Origin of the sequence: Acidovorax sp. 22279 (assembly GCF_052045435.1) — a bacterium.
Classification (GTDB): Bacteria; Pseudomonadota; Gammaproteobacteria; order Burkholderiales; family Burkholderiaceae_C; genus Acidovorax; species Acidovorax delafieldii.
Genome location: NZ_JBQEOV010000001.1, coordinates 238,926 through 264,902, shown reverse-complemented (window position 1 = coordinate 264,902; position 25,977 = coordinate 238,926). Strand labels below are relative to the sequence as shown.

Here is a 25,977-nt window from a genome sequence, read left to right as displayed (position 1 = left end):
CGATTGAAGGTGTTTTGCGGCGGTGGCGCTAGTGCAATATGCCTGAGCAGCTATCAAAAGGATAGTTGTTACCGACCGTCAGCGGCGGTTCACAGGCCATCCCGGGGCCCTGGCGGGGCGCAACGACAGGGGGGCTCGCCTGCCCGGTGGGTCGGGTCACGCCTTCCCAGGTTGCCTCAGGCCGCCTCAGGCCGCCTGGGGCCCCGCGCGGCCGTCTTCCACCACAAACCGGGCGAGCGTGGAGGCGCCGCTGTCAGCGCGCAGCGGGTCGTCCACCACACGCAGCGTGGTGGACCAGCGCGTGGGGGTGATGTCGGCCAGGCCATAGCCGCGCTGGTCGCAGCGTGCCAGCAGCACATGCGGGTTGTGGCGAACGATGGCGTCCACCTTGGCCTGCGTGGTGCCCGACCGCGAACTGATGGACGTGCCACAGAACTCGCTGGCCACCACGGCCGAGTCGGCGCGAGCGGCATCGGCATGCACGCGGCAGACGTAGTTCTGGTGGATGTCTCCGCCCAGCAGCACCGTGTTGCGCGGCGTGTGCCGGGCCACCGATTGCAGCAGGCGCTGGCGTGCGGCGGGGTAGCCGTCCCAGGCGTCGGTGGGCACCGTGCCAGAGGGGTAGTGGCGCGGCGAGAACAGCGTCTGCTGTGCGATCACGCTCCAGCGTGTGGCCTGAGCGCTGGCTGTGTCAGCGGCCAGGCCCGCATCCAGCCAGCGCTCTTGCGTGCTGCCCAGCAGGCTGCGCTGTGGCTGGGCCAGCTCTGCGCAGTCGGCGGGGCGCACGGCGGGTGCGCTGCTGGCCTCGGGCGTGCGGCAGGCCTGCCAGCTGCGGTATTGGCGGCTGTCGAGCAGGTGCACGTGCGCCAGCCGGCCCCAGCGCAGGCGGCGGTAAATCTGCAGTGCATCCCAGCGGGTGTCGAGTACGGGGCGCTGTAGGCTGGCCGCGCGCAGCGGCATGTTCTCGTAAAACGCCTGCCACGCCGCGCTGCGCTGGGCAAGAAAGGCGGCGCTGCCCGGGCCTTCGCCCCGGCCCGCATCGGCGGCGTAGTCGTTTTGCACCTCGTGGTCGTCCCAGGTCACGGCCCACGGGCAGGTGGCATGGGCCAGCTGCAGGGCCGGGTCGCTTTTGTGCAGGGCGTAGCGGTCGCGGTAGTCGGCCAGCGTGGTGGCTTGGCGCAGGCTGTGGGTGCGCGCCAGGTCGGTGGTGGTTTTGGGTGTGGCGTATTCGTAGATGTAGTCGCCCAGGAACAGCACCAGGTCCGGCTGGTCAGCGGCCAGATGGCGCCACGCCGCGTAGTGCCCATGCTCCCAGCGCTGGCACGAGGCAAACGCCACCCGCAGCGCCCCGGGCATGTCGCCCGCCGCAGGCGCGGTGCGCGTGCGGCCCGTGGCGCTCACCGCGTCGCCCAGCATGAAGCGGTAGTGGTACCAGCGTGCGGGTTGCAGGCCTTGCAGCTCCACATGCACGCTGTGGCCCAGCGCGGGCAGCGCAGTGGCCTCGCCCTTTTGCACGATCTGGGCAAACCCAGCGTCGTGCGCCACCTCCCACCGCACGGTGTGGGTGCTCAGCATCTGCGCTGGATCGACGAGCAAGAGCCGCGTCCAGAGCACCACGCCATCAGGCGCCGGGTCACCACTGGCGACGCCGAGGGCAAAGGGGTTGTTTTGCAGCGCGGGCGGATTGCTCCAGGCCCAGCGGGGGAGGGTGGCGACGGAGGCAGCCAGGACTGCGTTGCGCAGGAACTGCCGTCTTTGCTCGGATGTCAATTCAGCTGCCCTTTGCGTCGGGCGCCGTGCTCAGAAACTGACGCAACCCAGACCAGTGGCCGCCGCACAAGGGCCGCCCCGCGGCGCTGGTGGCGTCCCCCTCTGGGGGGATGGCGCCGAAGGCGACACAGGGGGGAGGTGGTCACGCCGCCATCACCCGGTTCTTGCCCGAGCGCTTGGCCAGATACATCGCCTGGTCGGCCCGCACGATGGCGTCGGTGGCGCTCTCGCTTTCGACCAACTGGGCCACGCCCGCGCTGAAGGTGATGAGCACCTTTTCGGTGCCTTGCAGGAAGAAGCGCGTGGTCAGTTCGCGCTGCAAGCGGGTCATGGCCGCCACGCCGGCTTCGACGGTGGTGTCGGGCAGCACGATCACGAACTCTTCGCCGCCGTACCGTGCCAGCAAGTCCTGCGGCCGCATGACCTCGCGCGTGACCTGCGCCAGGTGCACCAGGGCAGCGTCGCCCCCCGCGTGGCCCAGCCGGTCATTGATGGTCTTGAAGTTGTCCACGTCCAGAAGCGCCAGGCATAGGGACGAGCCCAGGCGGCGGGCGCGGGCGATCTCGCGTTCCACAGCCTCGTCCAGGCCCTTGCGGTTGAGGCTGCCCGTCAGCGGGTCGTGGCGGGCCTGGGCGCTGGCGCGGTCCAGTTCTTCCTGCAGTTTGGCGACCTCGGCGCGCTTGGCCTCGGTGCGCTCGCGCAGGTCCTGCAGCTCATCGTGGGTCACGCGGCTGTCGAGCGCCATGGCGCGGGTGGCGCTCATCACCTCCTGGAGCACCGGGGCGATCTCCTGCAGCGTGCTGGCCTTGCCGATCAGGTCCGCGCAGCGCTCCATGGTGCCCTGGTAGCTGGTGCTGGATGCGGTGATGCGCGCCAGCCGCTCGATGAAGGTGGCCAGCATTTCCTTCATCTGCTCTTGCGCCTCCAGCGACCGCGCCTTGGCTTCGGTCTGCTTGAAGATCACGTCCTTGAGCCGGCGCTGCACATCGTCCAGCCGCCGCAGCGTCAGGGGCGGGGTCGAGGCACTCATCAGTGCCTCGGCCTGGCCCTGCAGCCAGCGGTCGTCCACGCTGAGCACGGCGATGTTCTCGAAGATCATGTGCAGCAGCTCGAGCAGGCTCGCGCGGATGGAGGCTTGTTCTTCGGTGGCGAACGACAGGCGGTAGCTGAAGTTGCCCAGCATGAGCTGCGCGGTGGTCACCAGGGGCGTTGGTTCGCGCAGAAAAGTGATGAGCTGCTGCGCCATGTCGATGACGCGGGGATCGTCGTCACCCAGGGCGGGCAGGGTGTTGTCGATGAGGCGGGCCAGGGCTTCGGCAAACTCGGCGGGCAGTTCGCCCAGTGCGGTGGGCGCATCGGCCACCTCGATGGGTTTGGAGGCAGTGGCCGGGTGCAGACCCAGGTTGGCGTAACCCACCATCACGCTCTGCAGCGATGTCCAGTCCTTGGTGATGATGGCGCGTTCGAACTGGCCCAGCAGGCGTTTTTGCGCAGGTGTCTGGCCGGGCAGCACACGCTGGATGCTGCTCAGCGGTCCCTCGGGGAAAGGCTGCGGGCTGCGGATGCCCGCTATTTCATCGTAGATCGCGAGGTAGTTGTCTGGCGTGGGGGCCAGTCGGCGAGCGGCCAGTTGTTTGAGCGTCTCGCGCGCGATCTCGGAAGGTGGTCGGTCGGCCATGGGCGGGCACCAGTGTCAGGAGGCTGGAATGCACAAGTGTGACACAGGCAAGGCGCCGTGCGTGCTGGTACACCGGCCACACGGGTATGCCAGCCAGGAACATGGGGAGGACCCCTTGCGAGATCTGCCCACACATTCCAAAGGGGGCGGCTGGCCGTCAGTTCACCATGACCAGCTTGCCCATCACCCCGCGCGAGCCCATGTGGGCGTAGGCGGCGGGCAGCTCGGCCATGGGCATGGTGCGGTCGATCACGGGCTTGATCTTGCCCTGGGCATACCACTGTGCCAGCTCGCCCATCATGGCGGCGTTGGCCTTGGGTTCGCGCTTGGCAAAGTCGCCCCAGAACACGCCGACGATGGACGCGCCCTTGAGCAGCGCCAGATTGAACGGCAGGGCCGGGATGGGGCCGGACGCAAACCCGACCACCAGATAGCGGCCGCGCCAGGCGATGGAGCGGAACGCGGGCTCGGCAAAGTCGCCGCCCACGGGGTCATAGATCACGTCGGGGCCCTTGCCGTCCGTGAGGGTCTTGACGGCCTCGCGCAGGTTGTCCTTGCTGTAGTTGATGGTCGCGTCGGCTCCGATGGACGTGCACAGCGCGCACTTTTCGTCACTGGATGCGGCGGCAATCACACGTGCGCCCATGGCCTTGGCGATCTGGATGGCGGCCGTGCCCACGCCCCCGGCAGCGCCCAGCACCAGTACGGTCTCGCCCGCCTTGAGCTGTGCGCGGTCCACCAGCGCATGGTGCGACGTGGCGTAGATCATGATGAAAGCGGCTGCATCGACATGCGAAAAGCCGTCTGGCAACGGCATGCACAGGGCTGCGGGGGCAATGGTGTGGGTGCCAAAGCCGCCGGTGCCCGACAGGCAGGCCACGTTCTGGCCGACCTTGAGGTGCGTGACGCCTTCGCCTACGGCAGCCACCACGCCCGCGTATTCCGAGCCGGGCACAAAGGGCAGCGGCGGCTTCATCTGGTACTTGTTCTGCACGATCAGCAGGTCGGGGAAGTTCAGGCTGGCGGCCTTGATCTCGATGAGCACCTCGCCCGCCTTGGGGGTGGGGGTGGGCAGCTCCGTCCAGGCAAGTGCCTCGACGCCGGTGGGGTTGGTGCAAAGCCAGGCATGCATGGGGAAGTCTCCTGTCGGTCGGTCTTGTCAATGATGGCCCGCATGATAGGTGGGGCGCTGGCGTGCCGGATGTCCCACGAGCGACGGGCTGCGGCGACGGCTTCTCTGGCGCCCTCGGGCGCAGCAATGGCCTGCCCACCTACAATCCGTTGCAACCCCTACCCAGACCATGAAGATCCTGATTTCCAATGACGACGGCTTCCAGGCCCCCGGCATCGTCGCGCTGCATGATGCGCTCAAGACCCTCGACGGGGTCGAGGTGGAGGTCGTTGCGCCAGAACATAACAACAGTGCCAAGTCCAACGCGCTGACACTGCATTCGCCGCTGTATGTGCACAAGGCGGCGAATGGCTTTCGCTATGTGAACGGCACCCCGGCAGACTGCGTGCACATCGCGCTGACTGGCTTGCTGGGCTACCGGCCCGACCTGGTGGTATCGGGCATCAACAATGGCGCCAACATGGGCGACGACACCATCTATTCCGGCACGGTGGGTGCGGCCATGGAGGGATATCTCTTTGGCGTTCCGGCCATCGCTTTTTCGCAGGTGGACAAGGGCTGGGCCGAGCTGGAGGCCGCCGCGGCCAAGGCGCGTGAACTGGTGGCGCAGATGCGTGCGCAGCAACTGGTCAACGAAACCCCCTGGCTGCTCAATGTGAACATCCCCAACATGCCGCTGGAGGCCTTGCGCCCGGTCAAGCTGTGCCGCCTGGGGCGCCGCCATGCGGCGGAACGAGTCATCGTGCAGGAAAGCCCCCGGGGCGAAGCCATGTACTGGATCGGCGGTGCTGGTGCTGCCAAGGACGATGCAGAAGGCACGGACTTTCATGCCACGGCCCAGGGCCATGTGTCCATCACGCCCCTCAAGGTGGATCTGACCGATCACGACAACCTCGGTTACTGGGCGCAGACCGCCGCCCGTTTGGCGGCGGGGGCGGCTGCCGCCCCCGGGGCGTGATGCAGCGCCGCCCGGGGTTTCCGGCCAGGCTGCCGGTGTCCGGTAACGCCGCTATGGGCAAGCCGGCGGTAGCGCCGTCTTCCCCCGCACAGCGGAAGCCGGTGGTGGCCGCGGCACCTGCCGGAGTGGGGCTGGATTCGTCGGCCGTCCGGGCGCGGATGGTGCAAAAACTGGCGGCGGGCGGCATCACGTTGGCCCCCGTGCTGCAGGCCATGGGTGCTGTGGAGCGCCACCGGTTTGTGGACAGTGCCCTGGTCAACCAGGCCTACGAAGACACCAGCCTGCCGATAGGCTTGGGCCAGACCATCTCCAAGCCCAGCGTGGTGGCTCGCATGTGTGAGCTGCTGCTGGGCGCAGAGAGCGCCCGCCATGGCGGGCTGGGGCGTGTGCTGGAAATTGGGACGGGCTGCGGCTACCAGGCTGCGGTGCTGAGCCTGCTGGCCCGCGAGGTGTACACGCTGGAGCGCCTGCGTGGCCTGCACGACAAGGCACGCGACAACTTGCGGCCGTTCCGCCTGGCCAACGTGCACCTGCTGTTTGGCGACGGCATGCTCGGCTATGCCAAAGGTGCTCCGTACGCGGCCATCATTGCCGCAGCCGGGGGCGATGCCGTGCCCCTGGCCTGGTGTGATCAATTGGCCGTGGGAGGGCGTCTGGTGGCACCCATGGCACTGACGGGCGGGCAGCAAATGTTGCTGGTGATCGACAAAACCCCGCACGGATTGAAACAAAACGTGCTCGAACCCGTGCATTTTGTCCCCCTAAAATCGGGGATTGCGTAAAGGGAATTGCTTATGTTCGTATCGCGTGGTCTTGTGGTGGGTTTTACCGTGGCAATGGCGGGGCTGGTGCTCTCCGGCTGTGGCACCCGCATGAACAAGGCTCCTGTGGAAGATCGGGGCACCTCTTCGTCGTCTTCTGCCCCAGCGCCCGCAGCACAGCCGGGCGTGGTGGTGGGTACCCCCATCAAGCCTCTGCCTGGTGCAGAGAACGCCGGCAAGCCGGGTTACTACACGGTCAAGCCTGGGGATACCCTGATTCGCATCGGCCTGGAGTCTGGGCAAAGCTGGAAAGACATCGCTCGCTGGAACAATCTGGAAAACGCCAACCTGATCGAAGTTGGTCAGGTGCTGCGCGTGCTTCCTCCGTCCGCTACCCCGGCGGTGGTGGCCTCTGAGAGCGGGGTGGTGACACGCCCGGTCACATCATCCTCCGTCGCTCCAGCCAGCACGCCGGCTGCGGCTCCTGCATCGGCCGCCAGCGGCGCCAAGCCTGCTGCCTCTGCTGCGTCGGGCACGGTGGTGGCGGTGGCGCCAGCCACGCCGGCACCTGCGGCAGCGCCAGCGGGCGAGGATGAGTTGGCGTTCATCTGGCCTGCATCGGGTTCGCTGATTGCCGGGTTTGACGAGGCACGCAACAAGGGCTTCGACATTGCCGGCAAGGCGGGTGACCCGGTACTGGCGGCGGCGGATGGCCGTGTGGTCTATGCCGGAGCCGGTCTGCGCGGCTATGGCAACCTGGTCATCCTGAAGCACAACAACACGTTCCTCACCGCTTACGCACACAACCAGACCCTGTTGGTCAAAGAAGACCAGGCGGTACGCAAGGGCCAGAAGATCGCCGAGATGGGCAACACCGACGCAGACCGCGTCAAGTTGCACTTTGAAATCCGCCGGCAGGGCAAGCCTGTCGATCCCACACGCTATCTGCCATCCCGTTGAGTCCGATGGCGGATCACTCGCCGGGCGGTGGTCCCGAAGCGTCTGAGGTGACGACAGCGCAGGAGGGCGATTCCCTCCTGCTGGCCGATGAATCGGAAGCCCTGGCCGACGCGGACAGCGAGCTGCGCTCGCTACAGATGGGCCCAGGCCAGCACGCCGAGCGGCTGGATCGTGCGCTGGTGGAGCGGGTTCCCGAGTTCTCCCGCAGCTATCTTCAGCAATTGCTGGCCCAGGGGCTGGTCAGCCTCAATGGCAAGCCTGCTCTCAAGGCAGCCGCGCGGGTCAAGGCCGGTGACTTGGTGGTGCTGGAGATGCGGCCCACCCTCCAAAGCCAGGCCTTCCGGCCTGAGCCCATGGCGATTGATGTGGTGTACGAAGACGAGCACTTGCTGGTGGTGAACAAGCCCGCAGGCTTGGTTGTGCACCCTGCGCCAGGCAACTGGAGCGGCACCCTGCTCAACGGCCTGCTGGCCCGCGACGACAAGGCACTGCGGGTGCCACGGGCTGGTATCGTTCACCGCCTGGACAAGGACACCAGCGGTCTCATGGTGGTCGCCCGGGACCGTGCGACCATGGACGCCCTGGTGGCGCTGATTGCCGAGCGCAAGGTCAAGCGCCAGTACGTGGCCATGGCGCATGGTGCCTGGACGGGGGGGGCGACCCGCTCGGTGGATGCCCCCATCGGGCGGGACCCTCGCAATCGCCTGCGCATGGCGGTGGTGGACTTGGCGGTACACCCTGGCAAAACCGCCCGCACGGATTTCCTGTGTCTGGAGGGAAGCGAGCGTGGTTGCTGGGTGCAGTGCACCTTGCACACCGGGCGCACGCACCAGATTCGCGTGCACATGGCGTCTCTGCGCCATCCTTTGGTGGGCGATGCCTTGTACGGTGGCGCGCCGGTCGGGGCCTTGCAACGCCAGGCCCTGCACGCCTACCGGTTGGCTTTTGCGCATCCGGTGACGGGGGACCCTATGGAGTTCCGTGCCCCTGTACCCGACGATATTCGCCGGGCGCTGTCGGAATGGGGCCTGGGCTACAATGCGCCCTGAACGGCCGTGACGGCCCTAGCCCGCAGCCGGAATCCCGCCGGGCTCTACCAACGCACCAGCGCCATTGCGCGGTGCACCAATGATTGCCCCTGCTGTTGATGTGACACCCGTTGCAACGCGTGGCACTTTTCCAGGAATCGCTGAACCATGAACACGGTGGATGCCAAAAGGGTCCTCGAAACTGCGTTGATCTGCGCGCAGCAGCCCGTGCCTGTGCGCGAGTTGCGGGTGCTGTTCAATGACGCGCTGGGGTCCGACACCCTCAAGGTGCTGTTGCAGGAACTGCAGCTTGATTGGGCGCAGCGTGGGGTGGAGCTGGTACAGGTGGCGACGGGATGGCGCTTCCAGAGCCGTCCTGAAATGCGTGAATACCTGGACCGTCTGCATCCCGAAAAACCGCCCCGCTACACCCGGGCCACCATGGAAACCCTGGCCATCATTGCCTACCGGCAACCGGTCACGCGCGGGGATATCGAGGACATTCGAGGTGTGACGGTCAACAGCCTGATCATCAAACAATTGGAAGATCGGGGTTGGGTGGAGGTCATTGGCCACCGCGAAACGGTGGGGCGCCCGGCGTTGTTCGCCACGACCCGCCAGTTTCTAGACGATATGGGCTTGCAGTCTCTGGACCAACTGCCGGTGCTCGATGACCCGACAGGCAATGCGAATGTGCTGGAAGCCATGGCAGCCGCCGCCCAGGGAGCCATCGGGGGTGAGCCTGATCTGCTGGCGGTTTTGCCGCACGAAGCCGGTGGGAAAGAGCCGGTGGAGTCTGTGACTGATATGGGTGATAAGCGACCCGTGGATGATTTTTTTCAGAATGTGGAGACTGATCTCCGCGACGACCATGTTGATACCCCGGGTGGTATCCAGGGAAATACTTGATGAACGACTCGACCTCCGAAAATCCGGCCGAAGTGCCTGGGTTGAATGCCGTTGATACGGTACCTGCTGCCAAAAAGCCGGCTGCCAAGCGGGCTCCTCGCAAAAAGGCGGAAGCTGTCCTTGCCGAGGAAGCGGTGCCTGAAGCCGTGGTGGCGATGCAGGTCGGTACTTCGGTGCCTGTGTCGGAAGCTGCAGCGCCAGAGGTGCCTGTGGCCCAGGTGCAGGCGGTCGCCATGGACTCGATATCTCCTGAGGCGGTCGTATCGGCGGCCGATGGCGAGGGCAATACTCCGCAGGCAGGGAGGCCTCCTCGTGGCGAATCTCGTGAACGGCCTCAGCGTCCTGATGGGGTAGGGCGCGACAAGCGCAGAGCTGCCCCTGTCGTTGAGGGCTATCAGTTTGAGGATGTCGTGTCCGGTCGTTTCGACGAAGAAGATGCCTCCGCAGACGCGGTGCCGCAGAAGCGGGTGCTGCTGCCGCAGGTCGAGACACCTAAACTACACAAGGTGCTGGCCCAGGCGGGTCTGGGATCACGGCTGGAGATGGAGCAATTGATCCTGGAGGGGCGGATCTCGGTCAACAACGAACCTGCTCACATCGGACAGCGCATTCAGTTTGGCGATCAGGTCAAGGTCAACGGCAAGCCGATCCGCTATCGCATCGACCCCCCTCCGGCGCGCGTAATCGCATATCACAAACCTGTGGGCGAGGTCGTGACCCATGACGATCCCCAGAATCGACCCACCGTCTTTCGCAAGCTGCCCCGGCTCTTGCAGGGCAAGTGGCAGTCGGTAGGACGCCTGGACCTGAACACGGAGGGTCTCTTGCTGTTCACCAGCTCGGGCGAGCTGGCGAACAAACTGATGCATCCACGCTTTGGGTTGGAGCGTGAGTACGCCGTTCGGGTGCTGGGTGCTCTGAGCAACGAGGAAAAACAAAAACTGCTGGACGGCGTGCGCCTGGATGACGGCATGGCATCGTTTGGCTCTATCGAGGACGGTGGTGGAGAGGGTTCCAACTGCTGGTACCGGGTCACCATCTCCGAAGGCCGCAACCGCGAAGTACGCCGCATGCTCGAATCGGTGGGTCATGCGGTCAGCCGCCTGATCCGCATCCGCTACGGTGCCATGGTGCTGCCGCGCGGCCTCAAGCGCGGAGCCTGGCTGGAACTGGATGAGAGTGATATCCGCGCACTGGTTCAGGCCGCAGGTGCGGGGCGCCCCGAGCCTGTTGAGGGACGTCCTGAAGGGGCTGGTGCTGGCGGGCGCAATGGCAAGCCGCGCAACCGTGGCCGTGGTGGACCACGCGGTGATGGCTCGCGTCGGGACATGTCGCAGCCGGCCGTCCCTGGTAGTCCCCGTGGCCAGAAGCCGCGCCGCGATGGTGGCCAGGGTCCTGCCCGTGGCAACAACGCTGCAGGGGGCGATCGCCAGCGCGGGGGCTCGGCGCAGCCCGACCCGATGAAGACGTCGGTGGGCTACATCGGCATGGACAGCCTCTCGCGCCACCGCCAGGACAAGCGACGTCCCGGTGGCGGCGGTCCCCGGCGTGGAGGCGGTGGGCGCTGAGTGCTCCTGCCTTCACGCTCCCCGGTTAGAATCGAGGGCTTTGTCCGGTGGACAAACGAATCACAGCAACAACCATTCAGGAATCAACATGGCAATCGAACGCACTCTCTCCATCATCAAACCCGACGCAGTGGCCAAGAACGTCATCGGTCAGATCTACGCTCGCTTTGAAGCTGCCGGCCTCAAGGTCGTGGCAGCCCGCATGGCCCACCTGTCGCGCCTGGAAGCCGAGCAGTTCTATGCAGTGCACAAAGAGCGTCCTTTCTTCAAGGACCTGGTGGACTTCATGATCTCCGGCCCCGTGATGATCCAGGCCCTGGAAGGCGAGAACGCCATCCTCAAGAACCGCGAACTCATGGGCGCAACCGACCCCAAGAAGGCAGAAGCTGGCACCATCCGCGCCGACTTCGCTGACAGCATCGACGCTAACGCTGTGCACGGCTCCGACGCCGCTGAAACCGCACAGGCCGAAGTGGCATTCTTCTTCCCCGGCCTGAACATCTACTCGCGCTGAGATGGTGATGCTCCCCATGCCCGCACCCACCTTGGTGGGAGTCCCGTGTCATGGGGGTGGCTATGCCTGGTCTCCAGTGGGTTTGGCACCATGAGCACGAATCTGCTGGAATTCGACCTCGACGGTCTGGCGGCGTTTTGCGAGCGGCTGGGGGAAAAGCGCTTCCGCGCCACCCAGCTGTTTCGTTGGATTCATCAGCGCGGTGCCAGCGATTTCGACGCCATGAGCGACTTGGCCAAGGCCTTGCGTGACAAGCTCAAGGGCTGCGCGCAGGTCGAGTCACTGCCCGTTATTTCAGAGCATGTGTCCTCGGACGGCACTGTGAAGTGGCTGTTTGATGTGGGTGATGGCAACGCGGTGGAAGCCGTGTTCATCCCGGAGGATGATCGTGGAACCCTCTGTGTGTCATCGCAGGCGGGCTGCGCTGTCGGTTGCCGCTTCTGTTCTACAGGCCATCAGGGTTTCAGTCGCAATCTGACGACGGGTGAGATCGTCGCCCAGCTGTGGTTTGCAGAGCACTCCCTGCGCAAGCGCTTGCAGACTGAAGACCGTGTGATCTCGAATGTGGTCATGATGGGCATGGGGGAGCCGCTGCAAAACTATTCGGCATTAGTACCTGCGCTCAAAGTAATGCTGGACGATCACGGGTATGGCCTGTCGCGCCGCCGCGTGACGGTGTCTACATCGGGCGTCGTGCCCATGATGGACCGCCTTGCGCAAGACTGTCCCGTGGCATTGGCGGTGTCGCTGCACGCACCCAATGACCCACTGCGCGACAACCTGGTTCCCCTCAATCGCAAGTATCCGATCGAGGAGTTGCTGGACGCTTGCAACCGCTATTTGGCGCATGCACCCCGTGACTTCATCACGTTCGAATACTGCATGCTTGATGGTGTTAATGATCAGACGGAGCATGCGCGCCAACTGATCGAGTTGGTCAAGCGCAGTGGTATTCGCTGCAAGTTCAATCTGATTCCTTTTAATCCGTTTCCCGCATCAGGGCTGTTGCGGTCCCCGCAAAATCAGGTGCAGGCCTTTGCCAAGATACTCAGTGACGCGGGCATTATCACCACGGTGCGCAAGACGCGCGGTGATGACATTGACGCGGCGTGCGGTCAATTGGCTGGGGATGTCAAAGATCGTACCCGGGCCGCAGAACGCATGGCAAAGCAGCGCACAATCGTGCTCAAACCGGTGACTTGATCAGGCAGTTGGCAAACTTCAAGGAGGCTCTACATGGCGGGAATGGTTGGACGCTGGCAGCATATTGGCCGCTGGACACTCACGGCATGCAGTGCGGTGGTTTGCATATGGGCGCTCCAGGGGTGTGCAACAAACGCATCGTCTGCAGTCAGTGACGCCGATGCGGGCTTGGTGACTCCGTCCGATGAGCCTGAGTCGCGGCGCCGCGCTCGCATCCGGCTGGAGTTGGCCTCCAACTATTTTGAACTGGGGCAAACGGCGGTCGCACTGGATGAAGTCAAGCAGTCGCTGGCTGCAGATCCTTCTTATGCCGATGCTTTCAATCTTCGTGGCCTGATTTACATGCGCCTGAGTGACTATGCACAGGCCGAAGACAGTTTCCGCCGTGCCTTGTCGCTAAGGGCAAATGACTCCAACGTACTGCACAACTATGGCTGGCTAATGTGCCAGCAGCAAAAGTACGTGGAGGCCGACCAATATTTTGTCCGAGCCATTGCCAACCCCGCCTATACAGCGCGTGGCAAAACGTGGATGGCCCGTGGCCTGTGCCAGTCAGGTGCGGGACAGTTTCCCGAAGCGGAACAGTCTTTCTTGAAGGCCTATGAATTCGATGCTGCGAATCCGGTGGTCGGTTATCACCTCGCAGCGCTCTTGCTGCGGCGCAACGAGTTGTCGCGCGCGCAGTTTTACATTCGACGGCTCAACAACAGCGATTTCGCCAACTCTGAATCGTTGTGGCTGGGCATCAAGGTGGAGCGGGCTTTGGGCGACACCGTGGCAATGAGGCAACTGGCTGCTCAGTTGCGCAAGCGCTTCCCGGATTCCAGGGAGCTGGGTGCATACGAACGTGGGGCTTTCAATGAGTGAGGTGGTGGAGAGCGGAGTGACGGCGGGCGGCTTGCTCAAGGAGGCCCGGCAGGCGGCAGGCATGCACATCGCAGCCCTGGCGGTTGCGTTGAAGGTACCCGTCAGCAAGTTGGAAGCCCTGGAGGCAGATAACTACGCAGTGCTGCCTGACACCGTATTTGTGCGCGCGCTGGCTTCGAGTGTTTGCCGTACCCTCAAAATTGACCCAGCGCCCATTTTGTCTTTGCTTCCCCAAAGTCAGAGTCCTCGTCTGTCGGTGGACAGCGCTGGTATCAATGCACCTGTGAAAGGTAGTGCCGGCAAATCTTCGTCGTCCTCTTCGGCGTCATTCGCGGGTTCAGGTTCTGGCTCGCGTTCGGTGGTGTTGGTCGTTCTTGCATTGTTGGTGGGAGCTGTGGTTTTGTTCTTTGTCCCCCGGCATTCCACGCCAGGGGATTCTTCCGATCCAGTGCCCGTTGCGGTGCCGGATGCTTTGCCGGCCAATGCCTCCGAGCCTGCACCTGCAGTGGTGCCACCAACGGTGGAGCGCCCCGCCGATGCATCTATTTCTGCATCGCCCGCCGCTGCTTCGGCGGCTTCGGTGCCCGTGTCTGCTGCGCCAACTGCCGCTGTACCTCCAGCGCCTGCTGGCGCTGGAGGTGGCGTGTCTGTGGGCGCTGTTTCGGCCGCTGATGGCGCGGCAGATGCTCCCTCCGGTCCCCTGGTGCTGCGTGCGCGCAGTGCGTCATGGGTGCAAGTTCGGGATGCCAATGGTGCACTGGCGTTGCAACGCAATCTGGCGGCGGGAGAGTCGGTATCGGTGTCGGCACCCACGCCCATGGCAGTGATTGTCGGTCGCGCGGACGCGACGGAAGTGATTGTTCGAGGAAAGCCGTTTGATCTGACGGCAGTCGCCCGTGAAAACGTGGCGCGTTTCGAGGTGAAATAGTGGAAAACTCCCCGATTGATTTTGGGCCGGTGGCGATTGCTTCGCCCTTACCTAGACGTTCACGCCAAGCGAAAGTTGTCTGGGGTTCGCGTGTGGTGACCGTGGGGGGGGATGCTCCCGTGCGCGTGCAGTCCATGACCAACACCGACACCGTCGATGCCATTGGGACCGCGATTCAGGTCAAGGAGCTCGCTCAGGCGGGGTCGGAGTTTGTCCGCATCACCGTTAATACGCCAGAAGCTGCTGCAGCGGTACCGTACATCCGAGAGCAACTGGATCGCATGGGTGAGAACGTTCCCTTGGTGGGCGATTTTCACTACAACGGACACCGCCTGCTCACCGAGTTTCCGGACTGCGCCCAGGCTTTGTCCAAGTACCGAATCAACCCTGGCAATGTGGGCAAAGGTGACAAGCGCGATAAGCAATTTGGTCAAATGATCGAGGCTGCCATGCGCTGGAACAAGGCTGTGCGCATCGGTGTCAACTGGGGCAGTCTCGATCAGGAGTTGCTGGCTGAGCTGATGGATACGAACAGCCGCCGCAGCAATCCATGGGAGGCTCGTCAGGTCATGTACGAGGCCCTCATCACATCGGCCATTGAATCTGCGCGTCGTGCAGAGGCCATGGGGATGGACGGCAACCAGATCATCTTGTCGTGCAAAGTCAGCGGAGTGCAGGATCTGATTTCGGTGTACCGCGAGTTGGCACGCCGTTGCGACTACGCTTTGCACCTGGGTCTCACCGAAGCCGGTATGGGTACCAAGGGAACGGTTGCTTCGGCGGCCGCATTGTCTGTGCTGCTGCAAGAGGGTATTGGCGACACGATTCGTGTGTCGTTGACACCCCAGCCCGGCGAGGCGCGTACCCAAGAGGTGGTTGTGGCATCCGAAATCTTGCAGGCCTTGGGCATGCGGGTTTTTGTGCCCAGCGTTACCGCTTGCCCGGGATGTGGCCGTACCACCAGCACCACCTTTCAGGACCTGGCCAAGCAAATCGACGATTTCCTGCGTGCGCAAATGCCTGTGTGGCGCGTGCGTTATCCGGGTGTGGAATCACTACGGGTTGCAGTTATGGGCTGCATCGTCAATGGCCCGGGTGAAAGCAAGCACGCAGACATTGGAATCAGTCTGCCGGGGACGGGTGAGGCGCCTGCCGCCCCTGTCTTCATTGATGGCGAGAAGGCAATGACCCTGCGCGGTGACGATATCGCCAATGAATTCCATCGCATCGTCGAGCAGTACATCGAAAAGCGTTTTGGCGCCGGGGTGTCTGCTGCTTGACCGGTAGTGCTGCAGCCACCCGCACCGTAAAGCCTCGGGAGGTGGTCTGTCCAGCTTATGTAAATTTCCGCTAGACCTAGAAAAGAAGCGCTGTGAGTAACGAAAAAAGCAGTCCCTCGTCCAAACCAGAGAAGCTGGTTGCGGTGAAGGGCATGAACGACATCCTGCCTCCGGAATCTGCCCGTTGGGAGTGGCTGGAGGCCAAGGTGCGCGACCTGATGGCGCGCTACGCCTATCGCAATATCCGCACACCCATTGTCGAACCCACACCGTTGTTTGTACGTGGATTGGGCGAGGTCACCGACATTGTCGAGAAAGAGATGTACTCGTTTGAGGACCGTCTCAATGGGGAGCAGCTGACGCTTCGCCCCGAAGCGACAGCTGGTGTGGTGCGTGCGGTTGCAGAGCACTCCATGTTGTACGACGGCGGTAAGCGCCTGTACTACATGGGCCCCATGTTTCGTCATGAGCGTCCCCAACGCGGACGCTACCGCCAGTTTCACCAGATCGGCGCCGAGGCACTGGGATTTCCGGGGGCCGAGGTCGATGCCGAGTTGATTCTTCTGGCAAGTGCCCTGTGGCGCGACCTTGGCCTGCAGAACGTGCGTCTCGAACTCAACAGTTTGGGTCAGCCGGACGAGCGCAAGGCTCACCGGGCTGCATTGATCGCGTATCTGGAACAGCACGTCGATGCTCTTGACGAGGAGGCGCGTCGGCGGCTGCACAGCAACCCTCTGCGCATCCTCGACACCAAGAATCCCGCGATGCAGTCGCTGGTGGAAGCGGCGCCTCGTTTGATTGACTTTCTGGGTCAGGAGTCTTTGGCGCATTTCAATGCCGTCAAGGCCATTCTTGATGCCAATGGGATAGCTTGGACTGTCAATCCTCGCCTGGTGCGTGGCATGGACTACTACAACCTCACTGTGTTCGAGTTTGTGACGGATCAGTTGGGTTCGCAGGGCACGATCTGCGGTGGGGGGCGCTACGACTACTTGATCGAACAAATCGGTGGCAAGGCCGCACCGGCGGTGGGTTGGGCGTTGGGGGTCGAAAGGGTACTGGAGTTGCTCAAGGAGCAGCAAAGTGCCACCCCTTTGCTGGTTCCGGACGTCTATGCCATTGTCCCTTCGGCGGCCGCGTTACCTCGGGCTGTGGCTACTGTCGAGCAATTGCGCCAACATGGTGTTCGTGTCCAGATGCACGCGGCCCCTTCGCTGGAGGGCATGGGCAGTATGAAATCGCAATTCAAGAAGGCTGATGCCAGTGGTGCAATGCACGCGCTGGTGTTTGGCGATGATGAGCTGTCTCGTGGCATGGTGACTGTCAAAGCCTTGCGTGATGGCGCAGGTGAGCAAACCGAGCGCCCGCTGGACTTGGTCGCGCAATGGTCGGCCACCCTACAATCCACCCGCTAACCCAATCACTTTCCATGGCAAATCATCTCGACCTTGAAGAACAAGAGCAGCTAGACCAGCTCAAGCATTTTTGGAACACCTGGGGCACGTTGATCAGCTCCGTGGTCATTGTCGTTGCAGGTGCAGCGGCTGCTTGGAACGGTTACCAGTACTGGCAAACCCGGCAGGCCACGCAGGCGGCTGCGTTGTTTGATGCTGTGGATGTGGCTGCGCGGTCTGCCGATAACGTCCGCATGGAACAAGCTTTTGCCGATCTGAAGTCTAAATATGCAGGGACTGTCCAAGCTGGGCAGGCAGGCTTGACCCTCGCCAAGGCCATGCAGGGCACTGGTAATGTCGAAGGCGCCAAAGAGGCGCTTATGTGGGTTGCAGAACAATCGTCTGACGAGGGCCTCAAGGCCTTGGCCAAGTTGCGATTGGCTGGTGTGCTCATGGATCAAAAGAACTATGACGAAGCACTCAAGCAACTATCCAGCAGTTTCGCGCCGGAATTCTCCTCTGTTGTGGCGGACCGCAAGGGTGACGTCCTGATGCTCCAGGACAAGCGTCAGGACGCGATTGCTGAGTACACCAAGGCATATAAGGGGTTCGAAGACAGTGTCGAGTACCGCCGTCTGGTGGAAATCAAGCTGAACGCGCTGGGTGTCTCGCTGCAAGGTGTGAATGTGGCTTCTGCTGTCTCTTCAACCGCAACACCTGCGGAGTCCAAATAACCATGTCGTCGCCTATCAACGCAAGGTCAGGGCACCAATTGTTTGTGCGCGGTCTGGTGGTAGCACTAGTGGCTGCCACGTTAGCCGGTTGTTCTTTGTGGAGCGCCGACAAGTCTAAGCCTGTGCCTGCCGACCTCGGAGCCAATGTGGCCGTTCTGGGCGTGCGGCAAGCATGGATTGCGCGCGTTGGCAATGTGGCTGGATTGCCATTGGAGGTCCATGTTGCTGGCAATGTGGTGACCGTCGCGTCAGCTGATGGTGCGGTGGCAGCCCTGGATGCGCGTACGGGGGGGGATATCTGGCGAGCAGCGCTGGCTGAGCCTCTGTCAGCAGCTGTGGGTAGCGATGGCAAGTTCGCGGCGGTGGTATCGCGTAACAATGCACTGATCGTTATTGATGGGGGGCGTGAGCGCTGGCGTGAGACGCTCGCAGCTCAGGTATTCACACCACCTCTGGTTGCAGGCGGTCGTGTTTTCGTGTTGTCGGCAGATCGATCCGTGTCTGCCTATGATTTGTCGACAGGTCGTCGTCTCTGGTCCCAGCAGCGCCCCGGGGAGCCTTTGATATTGCGCCAGGCTGGTGTCTTGACCGCTGTGGGTGACACGCTGGTGGTGGGGTTGTCAGGCCGTTTGGTCGGATTGAATCCTGATAATGGCAGTGTGCGATGGGAGACCCCCATTGCCAGCGCACGGGGCACCAATGATGTGGAGCGCCTTGTCGAGTTGGTGGGGCGCACCAGCCGTGTGGGAGAAACAGTGTGCGCTCGATCCTTTCAAGCTGCTGTGGGTTGTGTGAACACGGCAAGGGGAACGACCATCTGGACGCAGCCTGCTAGCGGAGCAGAAGGCGTTCACGGCGATGCAGAGGCCATTTTTGGTTCTGAGAGCAATGGCACTCTTGTTGCGTGGCGCCGCGCGGATGGTTCACGCTTGTGGGGTATCGATCGACTTAAGTACCGCAAACTCACGGCGCCGCTGCTTCTAGGGCGTTCGGTAGTCGTCGGTGACGACTCGGGTTTGGTGCATTTGCTGTCCCGTACAGATGGTTCACCCCTGAACAGGCTGGCGACAGATGGGTCTGCCATCGCTGCTGCCCCAGTCGTGGCTGCAGATACCCTGGTGGTTGTTACCCGCAATGGCGGCATTTACGGATTCCGTCCAGATTGATCGGTCTTATTCAATGAAGCCAGTTATCGCCCTCGTGGGGCGTCCGAATGTCGGCAAGTCCACGCTCTTCAACCGTCTGACCAAGTCGCGCGACGCTATCGTCGCTGACTTTGCAGGGCTCACGCGTGACCGGCACTACGGTAACGGCAAGCAAGGAAAACACGAGTACATCGTCATTGATACCGGTGGCTTCGAACCCGACGCTTCCAGCGGTATCTACCGCGAGATGGCCAAACAAACTCAGCAGGCGGTCGCCGAGGCGGACGTGGTGATTTTTGTGGTGGATGCCCGTGCAGGTGTCTCCGCGCAAGACCACGACATTGCCAATTACTTGCGTCGCTTGGGCAAGCCTTGCGTGCTCGTCGCCAACAAAGCGGAGGGCATGCTCCAGGGCGTCCAACTAGCGGAGTTCTATGAGCTGGGGCTGGGCGAGGTTTATCCTGTGTCTGCGGCGCACGGGCAGGGCATACGCAGTTTGGTTGACATTGCGCTGGAGCCGCTCAATCTGCCTGAGCCTGACGATTCGGATACGGCGTTGGACAAGGGCGTAATCAAGCTTGCCGTGGCGGGGCGCCCCAACGTGGGTAAGTCCACCCTGATCAACACGTGGCTTGGCGAAGAGCGACTGGTGGCATTTGATATGCCCGGTACGACCCGCGATGCCATCACTGTGCCTTTTGAGCGCAATGGTCAGCGCTTTGAGCTGGTGGATACTGCAGGACTGCGCCGCAAGGGGAAGGTGTTTGAGGCTATCGAAAAATTCTCGGTAGTGAAAACGCTCCAAGCCATCGAGTCCGCAAATGTGGTGCTGTTATTGCTCGATGCCACCCAGGGGGTAACGGACCAGGATGCCCATATCGCGGGCTATATTCTGGAGAGTGGCCGCGCTGTGGTTCTGGCGGTGAACAAATGGGATGCCGTGGATGACTACCAACGGCAGCTCTTGGAGCGCTCCATTGAGACGCGGCTAGCGTTTTTGAAGTTTGCTTCGTTGCACTTCATTTCTGCGAAGAAGCGTCAGGGGCTTGGCCCTCTATGGACATCTATTGCCCAGGCCCACCGGGCGGCCACCTGCAAGATGTCCACGCCAGTGCTCACCCGACTGTTGCTGGAGGCAGTTCAGTTCCAAAGCCCCAAGAGGGCGGGGATGTTCCGCCCCAAAATGCGGTATGCGCACCAAGGCGGCATGAATCCGCCCGTGATCGTGATCCATGGTAACTCGCTGGAGCACGTGACTGATGCTTACAAGCGATTCTTGGAAGGGCGCTTCCGCAAGGAGTTTGATCTTGTGGGGACCCCTTTGCGCATTGAGATGAAAACCTCGCACAATCCTTTTGCGGACAAAGACGAGGCTTGACGACAAAGGCTCCTCAGTCGAGGGGCCATGTGTGTTAAAGCCAGAGCGTGCGTCTGGCTGTGGTAAGGTGCTGGTTTACAACAACACTTGAACACGGAGAATATCGTGAGCAATAAAGGCCAGCTTTTGCAAGACCCCTTCCTTAACGCATTGCGTCGGGAGCATGTTCCAGTGTCCATCTATTTGGTCAACGGGATCAAGCTGCAGGGGCAAATCGAGTCTTTCGACCAGTATGTGGTGTTGCTGCGCAATACTGTGACGCAGATGGTTTACAAACACGCGATTTCTACGATCGTTCCAGGTCGGGCGGTCAATTTCTCTACCTCAGAAACCCCTGATGCTGACAGCAGCAACTCTTGAGTTGTTGTCTGGTAGCGGGGCTCGCTCTCTCAGCGAGGTAGAGCAGGGAGAGGGTGGTTGGCTTTGAGTTCGGCTTCCGCATCCTCGTCCGCTATGACGCCGGTGTTGCTGGTGGGCGTTGATTTTGGTCTCCCCCACTTCGATGCTGAGTTGGAAGAGTTGGGACTGCTCGCCCAGACGGCGGGTTTACGGCCTGTTGCTCGCATTACGTGCAAGCGGAAAGCGCCGGACGCAGCACTCTTTATTGGCTCTGGCAAAGCGGATGAAATTCGCACCTTGGCCCAGATGCATGGGGCATTGGAGGTGCTGTTTGACCAATCACTCAGCCCCGCGCAGCAGCGTAATCTGGAACGTCATATCGAGCTTCCCGTTAATGACCGCACGTTGTTGATTCTGGAGATCTTTGCGCAACGTGCGCGAAGCCACGAAGGCAAGCTTCAGGTTGAGCTCGCCAAGCTGCAGTATGTGAGTACACGGCTGGTGCGGCGCTGGTCTCACCTGGAGCGCCAGACTGGCGGTATCGGTGCCCGGGGCGGTCCGGGTGAAAAGCAGATCGAGCTGGATCGACGGATGATTGGTGACGCGATCAAGCGCACCAGAGAGCGCTTGATCAAGGTCAAGCGTCAGCGCTCCACGCAGCGGCGCCAGCGCGAGAGGCGCGATACCTTCAATATTTCGCTTGTTGGGTACACCAACGCGGGTAAGTCCACGCTTTTTAATGCTTTGGTGAAAGCGCGAGCGTATGCAGCGGATCAACTTTTTGCCACGCTAGACACTACAACACGCCAGTTGTATCTGGCAGATGCGGCGCGATCTGTTTCTCTGTCCGATACGGTGGGCTTTATCCGGGATCTCCCGCACGGATTGGTGGATGCCTTTCAGGCTACGCTGCAAGAGGCTGTCGATGCAGATCTGCTGCTTCATGTGGTGGATGCTTCCAACCCGGATTTCCCGGAGCAGATGGCGCAGGTGGAGCGGGTGTTGCTGGAAATTGGTGCCTCGGATATCCCGCAGATACTGGTGTTCAACAAGCTTGACGCATTGCCCGAAGAGCGACGCCCCTCCCTGCTGGTAGACCAATACGAAGTGGGGGGGCAGTCGCTTTCCCGTCTGTTCGTAAGTGCTCGATCTGGAGAAGGTCTTGATGATCTGCGCCGCGCTTTGGCCGATAGGTTGCTGGCTACGCGTGAGGATATGACCCCAGCAGACGCCCTTGAATTGCCGGATGTGTTGCCCTGATTGGGCACAATGCATGATCGAATGACGCCATCAGAGAACCAGAGATTTTGCGCATGAATTTTCATACTCGCACCCTACGCTGGGCTTCATTGCCGGACCGTATTCGGGGCATGTTCAATCTGAACGATCCACGCTGGGGTCGCGGGGATGATAAGTCGGAGGACGGTAACGTGCGCCCTGAGGATCGACCTGCAGCGCCACCCGCAGGTCAGAGGGGTGGGGATCAGCGGCCAAGCAATGGCCAGCAGCCGCCTGATCTCGACGAGCTCTGGCGTGACCTTAATCGCAAGCTTGGCAGTCTGTTCGGGGGAAAGAATGGTTCTGGCCGTGGCCCGGGAGGAGGGGCTGGCGGTGGCTTTCAACCTGATATGAAAAGCGCCGGTGTGGGTGTTGGTTTGATTGCTGGCATTGCGTTCGTGATCTGGATGGGCACAGGTTTTTTCATAGTGCAAGAAGGTCAGCAAGCCGTCATTACGCAATTCGGCAAGTACAAAAGCACCGTGGGTGCAGGTTTTAATTGGCGCTTGCCTTACCCAATTGAGCGTCATGAGCTGGTTTTTGTGACACAAATTCGCTCCGCTGATGTGGGGAGGGACACGGTCATCAAAAGCACGGGCTTGAGAGAGTCCGCGATGCTTACCGAAGACGAAAACATCGTGGAGATCAAGTTTGCCGTTCAGTATCGCCTGAGCGATGCCAGGGCATGGCTTTTCGAAAGCAAGAATCCCTCAGATGCCGTGGTTCAAGCAGCTGAGACCGCCGTTCGCGAGGTGGTGGGCAAGATGCGCATGGACACGGCATTGGCTGAAGAGCGGGATCAGATTGCGCCTCGCGTTCGCGCGCTCATGCAGACCATATTGGACCGTTACAAAGTTGGCGTCGAAGTTGTTGGCATCAATTTGCAGCAGGGCGGTGTGCGGCCGCCTGAGCAGGTGCAGTCCTCCTTTGATGATGTCCTCAAAGCTGGACAGGAGCGCGAGCGTGCCAAAAACGAGGCACAGGCTTACGCGAATGATGTGATTCCACGCGCTGTGGGCTCTGCCTCTCGTCTGAACGAGGAGGCTGCTGCGTACAAGGCGAGGATCGTTGCGCAGGCTCAAGGTGACTCGCAACGGTTTGCTTCTATTTTGGCGGAGTACCAGAAGGCTCCGCAGGTAACCCGTGATCGTATGTATCTGGACACGATGCAGCAGATTTATGGCAGCGTGACCAAGGTGCTGGTGGAGTCGCGTCAAAGCTCCAATTTGCTGTACCTGCCGCTCGACAAAATTATGCAAGGCGTAGCAAGCGGGTCCGGAGCGCTGGATGCCCCTGCGGCCACCAGCGTGCCTCCAGCGGTGTCACCAGCAACACCCGCACCAACCTTTTCGAATGACGCTCGCGCGCGCGACACCAGCCGCACCCGTGAACGTGAATCCCGCTAGGAGTAGTTCGTGAACAGAGTCGGTTTTATTGCATCTACCCTTCTGGTGGTGCTTGCTCTCATGAGCTCCATGCTTTTTGTTGTGGACCAGCGGCAGTTTGGAGTGTTGTATGCACTGGGTCAGATCAAAGAAGTGATCACGGAGCCTGGCCTCAATTTCAAGCTGCCTCCTCCATTTCAGAACGTCACCTACATAGACAAGCGTTTGCTGACCTTGGACAGCACGGACACCGAGCCCATGTTGACTGCTGAAAAGCAGCGTGTCGTTATCGACTGGTATGTGCGCTGGCGCATCTCCGAGCCCACTGAGTACATTCGCAACGTTGGGCTGGATGAGACGGCGGGCGCCATGCAGCTCAATCGGGTTGTTCGCAATGCTTTCCAGGAGGAAATCAACAAGCGCACGGTGAAAGAGCTGCTCTCACTCAAACGCGAAGCGCTGATGGCTGATGTCAAGCGCGAAGTCTTGGAGACAGTTCGTGGTTCCAAGCCCTGGGGGGTTGATGTGGTGGATGTGCGTATTACCCGTGTTGATTACGTGGAAGCCATCACTGAATCTGTGTACCGGCGCATGGAAGCGGAGCGAAAGCGCGTGGCCAATGAGTTGCGCTCTACAGGTGCTGCAGAAGGCGAAAAGATTCGTGCAGACGCAGATCGTCAGCGCGAGATCACAATCGCCAATGCCTATCGGGATGCTCAAAAGCTGAAAGGTGAGGGCGACGCGGAAGCGGCCCGCATCTACGCCGAAGCGTTTGGCAAAGATCCTCAATTTGCCCAGTTTTATCGCAGTCTCGAGGCGTACAAGGGCAGTTTCAATAAGAAAAGCGATGTGATGGTGCTGGACCCATCGTCCTCTGACTTCTTCAAGGTCTTTCGCGGCTCAGCGTCTGCATCGGCGCCTGTTGCTCCACGCAAGTAAACAAGTGGCGCTGGTTGTGAGAGGTGAATGATGTGGGACAGTCTTTGGACGGCATTTGCCTTGGTCCTGGTAATTGAGGGTTTTTTGCCTTTTTTGTCCCCCCAGGTCTGGAAACGTACGGTTGCGCAGATCGCTCAATTGCAGGATGGCCAAATACGCTTTTTCGCATTGTTGGCCCTTGCTGCGGGTCTTCTGATGCTTTGTTTCTGAACGCTGTCACACCCCTCGACTAGGAGATTCCTTGGGGAGTCTCGCCCGGTCCCGGTAGAATCACGGTTTTAACAGCCTCCCCTTTTCTCCATGTCTGCTTGGGTCCTTCCGGATCACATTGCCGATGTCTTGCCGTCTGAAGCGCGGCACATCGAAGAATTGCGTCGCGGGCTGCTTGATACAGCCCGTTGTTATGGTTATGAGTTGGTGATGCCCCCGCTGTTGGAGCATCTGGAATCTCTCCTAACGGGCACTGGCGAAGCGCTGGATCTGCAAACCTTTAAACTGGTGGACCAGCTATCTGGTCGTTCCATGGGGCTGCGAGCTGATACAACTCCGCAGGTTGCTCGCATTGATGCGCATTTGCTCAATCGCAAAGGTGTGACACGTCTTTGCTACTGTGGTCCTGTGTTGCACACGCGTCCTGACCGCCCGCATGCCACCCGCGAGCCTCTTCAGTTTGGTGCCGAAATCTATGGGCATACCGGGCTGGAGGCCGACCTTGAGGCTTTGCAGTTAGCTCGGGAGTGTTTGCGAGTTGCCAATGTACGCGACACAACCATTGATCTTGCGGACGTGCGCATCGTCCGCAGCCTGTTGGCTGGTGTGAGCGTGAGCCCGCAACTGCTCAGCGGCATTCATTCTGCTTTGGCGGCCAAGGATGCGGGAGAGTTGACAGTCTTGACGCGTGGCTTTCCTGAGGATTCTCGGCAAGGCCTTCTCGCTCTTGTCCGGTTATATGGAGACTCTGCTGTTCTGGCTGAGGCTGAAAATGCGCTGAAGCGCATTCCTGGTGTGTCTCAAGTGCTATCAAATTTGAAGTGGTTGGCGTCGCGTCTTGAAGGAGCCTCTGTCACTTTCGACTTGGCTGATTTGCGTGGATATGCCTACTACAGCGGTGCGCGCTTCGCGATCTATGCGCCCGGTGCCAGCGATGCCTTGGTGCGCGGCGGCCGGTACGACGAGGTGGGGGCAGTGTTTGGCCGAAATCGTCCTGCGGCGGGATTCAGTTTGGACATCAAGCAGGTGGTTGGCGTGGTGCCACCCCGTGCGCTGAAAGCCGCCATTCGTGCTCCCTGGGGCGAGGCTGCGGATGTGAATGCAGCGATTGGAGAGCTTCGGTCCGCTGGGGAAACAGTGGTGTGTGTTTTGCCAGGGCACGAGAGTGAGGTGGATGAGTTCCACTGTGATCGTGAACTGGTTCAGGTTGCGGGCCGTTGGGTCGTGCAGGCTGTTTGAGCAATTGTCATTTGAATTGGGTTTGAGATGAAAGCAACCAAAGGTCGCAACGTAGTGGTGGTCGGTACCCAGTGGGGCGACGAAGGCAAGGGCAAGTTGGTCGATTGGCTGACGGAGAGCGCTCAAGGGGTCGTGCGTTTCCAAGGGGGGCACAACGCTGGCCACACACTGGTGATCAATGGGGTGAAGACGGCGCTGCATTTGATCCCGAGCGGCATCATGCGCCCTGGGGTCAAGTGCTACATCGGCAATGGCGTGGTGCTTTCTGCAGCGAAGTTGTTTGAGGAAATTGAGGGGCTTGAGAAAGCCGGTGTCGAGGTTCGTTCGCGGCTGCGCATCAGTGAGGCTTGCCCTCTGATCCTGCCTTTCCACGCGGCAAT

At 61.4% G+C, this 25,977-nt stretch carries 25 protein-coding genes (1 of these 25 cut by a window edge); 22 read left to right on the top strand and 3 right to left on the bottom strand.

Features of this window, described 5'->3' with window-relative positions; all coding sequences use genetic code 11:
• Positions 1-186 precede the first annotated feature (186 nt).
• The 3 genes from ACTJKQ_RS01175 to ACTJKQ_RS01165 form a co-directional block, all read right to left on the bottom strand.
• Positions 187-1,770: an alkaline phosphatase D family protein gene (locus ACTJKQ_RS01175; RefSeq protein WP_440595732.1), complete on the bottom strand. Its 1,584-nt coding sequence runs from the start codon at positions 1,768-1,770 to the stop codon at positions 187-189.
• 142 nt (positions 1,771-1,912) lie between these two features.
• Positions 1,913-3,448: a GGDEF domain-containing protein gene (locus tag ACTJKQ_RS01170; protein WP_056061952.1), complete on the bottom strand. Its 1,536-nt coding sequence runs from the start codon at positions 3,446-3,448 to the stop codon at positions 1,913-1,915.
• 157 nt (positions 3,449-3,605) lie between these two features.
• Positions 3,606-4,580 (bottom strand): NADPH:quinone oxidoreductase family protein, encoded by a 975-nt coding sequence (locus ACTJKQ_RS01165; protein ID WP_440595731.1) that lies wholly within the window; start codon positions 4,578-4,580, stop codon positions 3,606-3,608.
• 169 nt (positions 4,581-4,749) lie between these two features.
• On the opposite strand from ACTJKQ_RS01165, the gene surE reads away from it, so the two are divergent.
• The 22 genes from surE to ACTJKQ_RS01055 form a co-directional block, all read left to right on the top strand.
• The gene (gene surE / locus ACTJKQ_RS01160) at positions 4,750-5,538 is read left to right on the top strand and encodes a 5'/3'-nucleotidase SurE (RefSeq protein WP_056061958.1); all 789 of its coding nucleotides are present in this window, start codon (positions 4,750-4,752) and stop codon (positions 5,536-5,538) included.
• Complete coding sequence (locus ACTJKQ_RS01155; protein ID WP_056061963.1) at positions 5,538-6,320, top strand: protein-L-isoaspartate(D-aspartate) O-methyltransferase; 783 nt, start codon at positions 5,538-5,540, stop codon at positions 6,318-6,320. Before surE ends, ACTJKQ_RS01155 begins: the two co-directional genes overlap by 1 nt.
• A 12-nt stretch (positions 6,321-6,332) precedes the next feature.
• Positions 6,333-7,259: a peptidoglycan DD-metalloendopeptidase family protein gene (locus tag ACTJKQ_RS01150; RefSeq protein ID WP_440595730.1), complete on the top strand. Its 927-nt coding sequence runs from the start codon at positions 6,333-6,335 to the stop codon at positions 7,257-7,259.
• A gap of 5 nt (positions 7,260-7,264) precedes the next feature.
• On the top strand, positions 7,265-8,308 hold the full coding sequence (locus tag ACTJKQ_RS01145; protein WP_440595729.1) for an RluA family pseudouridine synthase: 1,044 nt from the start codon (positions 7,265-7,267) through the stop codon (positions 8,306-8,308).
• A 147-nt stretch (positions 8,309-8,455) separates the two neighbouring features.
• On the top strand, positions 8,456-9,196 hold the full coding sequence (scpB, locus tag ACTJKQ_RS01140) for an SMC-Scp complex subunit ScpB (RefSeq protein ID WP_440595728.1): 741 nt from the start codon (positions 8,456-8,458) through the stop codon (positions 9,194-9,196).
• Positions 9,196-10,764, top strand: coding sequence for a pseudouridine synthase (locus ACTJKQ_RS01135; RefSeq protein ID WP_440595727.1), 1,569 nt, complete (start codon positions 9,196-9,198; stop codon positions 10,762-10,764). The genes scpB and ACTJKQ_RS01135 overlap by 1 nt, the downstream gene beginning before the upstream one ends.
• Positions 10,765-10,852: 88 nt before the next feature.
• Positions 10,853-11,278 carry a nucleoside-diphosphate kinase gene (gene ndk, locus ACTJKQ_RS01130; RefSeq protein ID WP_008905954.1) on the top strand — a complete coding sequence of 142 codons (426 nt, stop codon included), beginning with the start codon at positions 10,853-10,855 and terminating at the stop codon, positions 11,276-11,278.
• A 90-nt stretch (positions 11,279-11,368) separates the two neighbouring features.
• A complete protein-coding gene (rlmN, locus tag ACTJKQ_RS01125) occupies positions 11,369-12,481 on the top strand; it encodes a 23S rRNA (adenine(2503)-C(2))-methyltransferase RlmN (RefSeq protein ID WP_099729838.1) in 1,113 nt (370 codons plus the stop codon).
• 33 nt (positions 12,482-12,514) lie between these two features.
• Positions 12,515-13,348: a type IV pilus biogenesis/stability protein PilW gene (gene pilW / locus ACTJKQ_RS01120; protein ID WP_056061981.1), complete on the top strand. Its 834-nt coding sequence runs from the start codon at positions 12,515-12,517 to the stop codon at positions 13,346-13,348.
• The gene (locus ACTJKQ_RS01115; RefSeq protein ID WP_440595726.1) at positions 13,341-14,276 is read left to right on the top strand and encodes a helix-turn-helix domain-containing protein; all 936 of its coding nucleotides are present in this window, start codon (positions 13,341-13,343) and stop codon (positions 14,274-14,276) included. Before pilW ends, ACTJKQ_RS01115 begins: the two co-directional genes overlap by 8 nt.
• The gene (gene ispG, locus ACTJKQ_RS01110) at positions 14,276-15,556 is read left to right on the top strand and encodes a flavodoxin-dependent (E)-4-hydroxy-3-methylbut-2-enyl-diphosphate synthase (protein ID WP_056061984.1); all 1,281 of its coding nucleotides are present in this window, start codon (positions 14,276-14,278) and stop codon (positions 15,554-15,556) included. The genes ACTJKQ_RS01115 and ispG overlap by 1 nt, the downstream gene beginning before the upstream one ends.
• 152 nt (positions 15,557-15,708) lie before the next feature.
• On the top strand, positions 15,709-16,971 hold the full coding sequence (hisS, locus tag ACTJKQ_RS01105) for a histidine--tRNA ligase (RefSeq protein WP_056061987.1): 1,263 nt from the start codon (positions 15,709-15,711) through the stop codon (positions 16,969-16,971).
• A 14-nt stretch (positions 16,972-16,985) separates the two neighbouring features.
• On the top strand, positions 16,986-17,684 hold the full coding sequence (locus ACTJKQ_RS01100; protein WP_056743271.1) for a YfgM family protein: 699 nt from the start codon (positions 16,986-16,988) through the stop codon (positions 17,682-17,684).
• 2 nt (positions 17,685-17,686) lie between these two features.
• Positions 17,687-18,850, top strand: a complete 1,164-nt coding sequence (gene bamB, locus ACTJKQ_RS01095) for an outer membrane protein assembly factor BamB (protein WP_440595725.1) — start codon at positions 17,687-17,689, stop codon at positions 18,848-18,850.
• Between the two features lie 13 nt (positions 18,851-18,863).
• Positions 18,864-20,207, top strand: coding sequence for a ribosome biogenesis GTPase Der (der, locus tag ACTJKQ_RS01090; protein ID WP_056062205.1), 1,344 nt, complete (start codon positions 18,864-18,866; stop codon positions 20,205-20,207).
• Between the two features lie 105 nt (positions 20,208-20,312).
• On the top strand, positions 20,313-20,567 hold the full coding sequence (gene hfq, locus ACTJKQ_RS01085) for an RNA chaperone Hfq (protein WP_015013419.1): 255 nt from the start codon (positions 20,313-20,315) through the stop codon (positions 20,565-20,567).
• A 93-nt stretch (positions 20,568-20,660) separates the two neighbouring features.
• Entirely contained in the window at positions 20,661-21,806 is a 1,146-nt protein-coding gene (gene hflX / locus ACTJKQ_RS01080; RefSeq protein ID WP_192418921.1) for a GTPase HflX, read from the top strand.
• Positions 21,807-21,859: 53 nt separating this feature from the next.
• Complete coding sequence (hflK, locus tag ACTJKQ_RS01075; protein WP_440595724.1) at positions 21,860-23,230, top strand: FtsH protease activity modulator HflK; 1,371 nt, start codon at positions 21,860-21,862, stop codon at positions 23,228-23,230.
• Between the two features lie 9 nt (positions 23,231-23,239).
• Entirely contained in the window at positions 23,240-24,148 is a 909-nt protein-coding gene (gene hflC, locus ACTJKQ_RS01070) for a protease modulator HflC (RefSeq protein WP_056061999.1), read from the top strand.
• 27 nt (positions 24,149-24,175) lie between these two features.
• Positions 24,176-24,358 (top strand): DUF2065 domain-containing protein, encoded by a 183-nt coding sequence (locus tag ACTJKQ_RS01065; protein WP_056062002.1) that lies wholly within the window; start codon positions 24,176-24,178, stop codon positions 24,356-24,358.
• 90 nt (positions 24,359-24,448) lie between these two features.
• Positions 24,449-25,597: an ATP phosphoribosyltransferase regulatory subunit gene (locus ACTJKQ_RS01060; protein WP_440595723.1), complete on the top strand. Its 1,149-nt coding sequence runs from the start codon at positions 24,449-24,451 to the stop codon at positions 25,595-25,597.
• 27 nt (positions 25,598-25,624) lie between these two features.
• Positions 25,625-25,977 carry the 5' end (the start) of an adenylosuccinate synthase gene (locus ACTJKQ_RS01055; protein WP_440595722.1) on the top strand. The gene runs 1,024 nt beyond the window's last position, so the window shows 353 of its 1,377 coding nt (coding positions 1-353); its start codon is at positions 25,625-25,627; its stop codon lies beyond the right edge, outside the window.

Excerpts from the sequence above, each read along its gene's own strand:
- ACTJKQ_RS01170 (WP_056061952.1), bottom strand. The coding sequence starts at position 3,448 with ATGGCCGACCGACCACCTTCCGAGATCGCGCGCGAGACGCTCAAACAA.
- ACTJKQ_RS01165 (WP_440595731.1), bottom strand. The coding sequence starts at position 4,580 with ATGCATGCCTGGCTTTGCACCAACCCCACCGGCGTCGAGGCACTTGCC.
- surE (WP_056061958.1), top strand. The coding sequence starts at position 4,750 with ATGAAGATCCTGATTTCCAATGACGACGGCTTCCAGGCCCCCGGCATC.
- ACTJKQ_RS01155 (WP_056061963.1), top strand. The coding sequence starts at position 5,538 with ATGCAGCGCCGCCCGGGGTTTCCGGCCAGGCTGCCGGTGTCCGGTAAC.
- ACTJKQ_RS01150 (WP_440595730.1), top strand. The coding sequence starts at position 6,333 with ATGTTCGTATCGCGTGGTCTTGTGGTGGGTTTTACCGTGGCAATGGCG.
- ACTJKQ_RS01145 (WP_440595729.1), top strand. The coding sequence starts at position 7,265 with ATGGCGGATCACTCGCCGGGCGGTGGTCCCGAAGCGTCTGAGGTGACG.
- scpB (WP_440595728.1), top strand. The coding sequence starts at position 8,456 with ATGAACACGGTGGATGCCAAAAGGGTCCTCGAAACTGCGTTGATCTGC.
- ACTJKQ_RS01135 (WP_440595727.1), top strand. The coding sequence starts at position 9,196 with ATGAACGACTCGACCTCCGAAAATCCGGCCGAAGTGCCTGGGTTGAAT.
- ndk (WP_008905954.1), top strand. The coding sequence starts at position 10,853 with ATGGCAATCGAACGCACTCTCTCCATCATCAAACCCGACGCAGTGGCC.
- rlmN (WP_099729838.1), top strand. The coding sequence starts at position 11,369 with ATGAGCACGAATCTGCTGGAATTCGACCTCGACGGTCTGGCGGCGTTT.
- pilW (WP_056061981.1), top strand. The coding sequence starts at position 12,515 with ATGGCGGGAATGGTTGGACGCTGGCAGCATATTGGCCGCTGGACACTC.
- ACTJKQ_RS01115 (WP_440595726.1), top strand. The coding sequence starts at position 13,341 with ATGAGTGAGGTGGTGGAGAGCGGAGTGACGGCGGGCGGCTTGCTCAAG.
- hisS (WP_056061987.1), top strand. The coding sequence starts at position 15,709 with ATGAACGACATCCTGCCTCCGGAATCTGCCCGTTGGGAGTGGCTGGAG.
- ACTJKQ_RS01100 (WP_056743271.1), top strand. The coding sequence starts at position 16,986 with ATGGCAAATCATCTCGACCTTGAAGAACAAGAGCAGCTAGACCAGCTC.
- bamB (WP_440595725.1), top strand. The coding sequence starts at position 17,687 with ATGTCGTCGCCTATCAACGCAAGGTCAGGGCACCAATTGTTTGTGCGC.
- der (WP_056062205.1), top strand. The coding sequence starts at position 18,864 with ATGAAGCCAGTTATCGCCCTCGTGGGGCGTCCGAATGTCGGCAAGTCC.
- hflX (WP_192418921.1), top strand. The coding sequence starts at position 20,661 with ATGACGCCGGTGTTGCTGGTGGGCGTTGATTTTGGTCTCCCCCACTTC.
- hflK (WP_440595724.1), top strand. The coding sequence starts at position 21,860 with ATGAATTTTCATACTCGCACCCTACGCTGGGCTTCATTGCCGGACCGT.
- ACTJKQ_RS01065 (WP_056062002.1), top strand. The coding sequence starts at position 24,176 with ATGATGTGGGACAGTCTTTGGACGGCATTTGCCTTGGTCCTGGTAATT.
- ACTJKQ_RS01060 (WP_440595723.1), top strand. The coding sequence starts at position 24,449 with ATGTCTGCTTGGGTCCTTCCGGATCACATTGCCGATGTCTTGCCGTCT.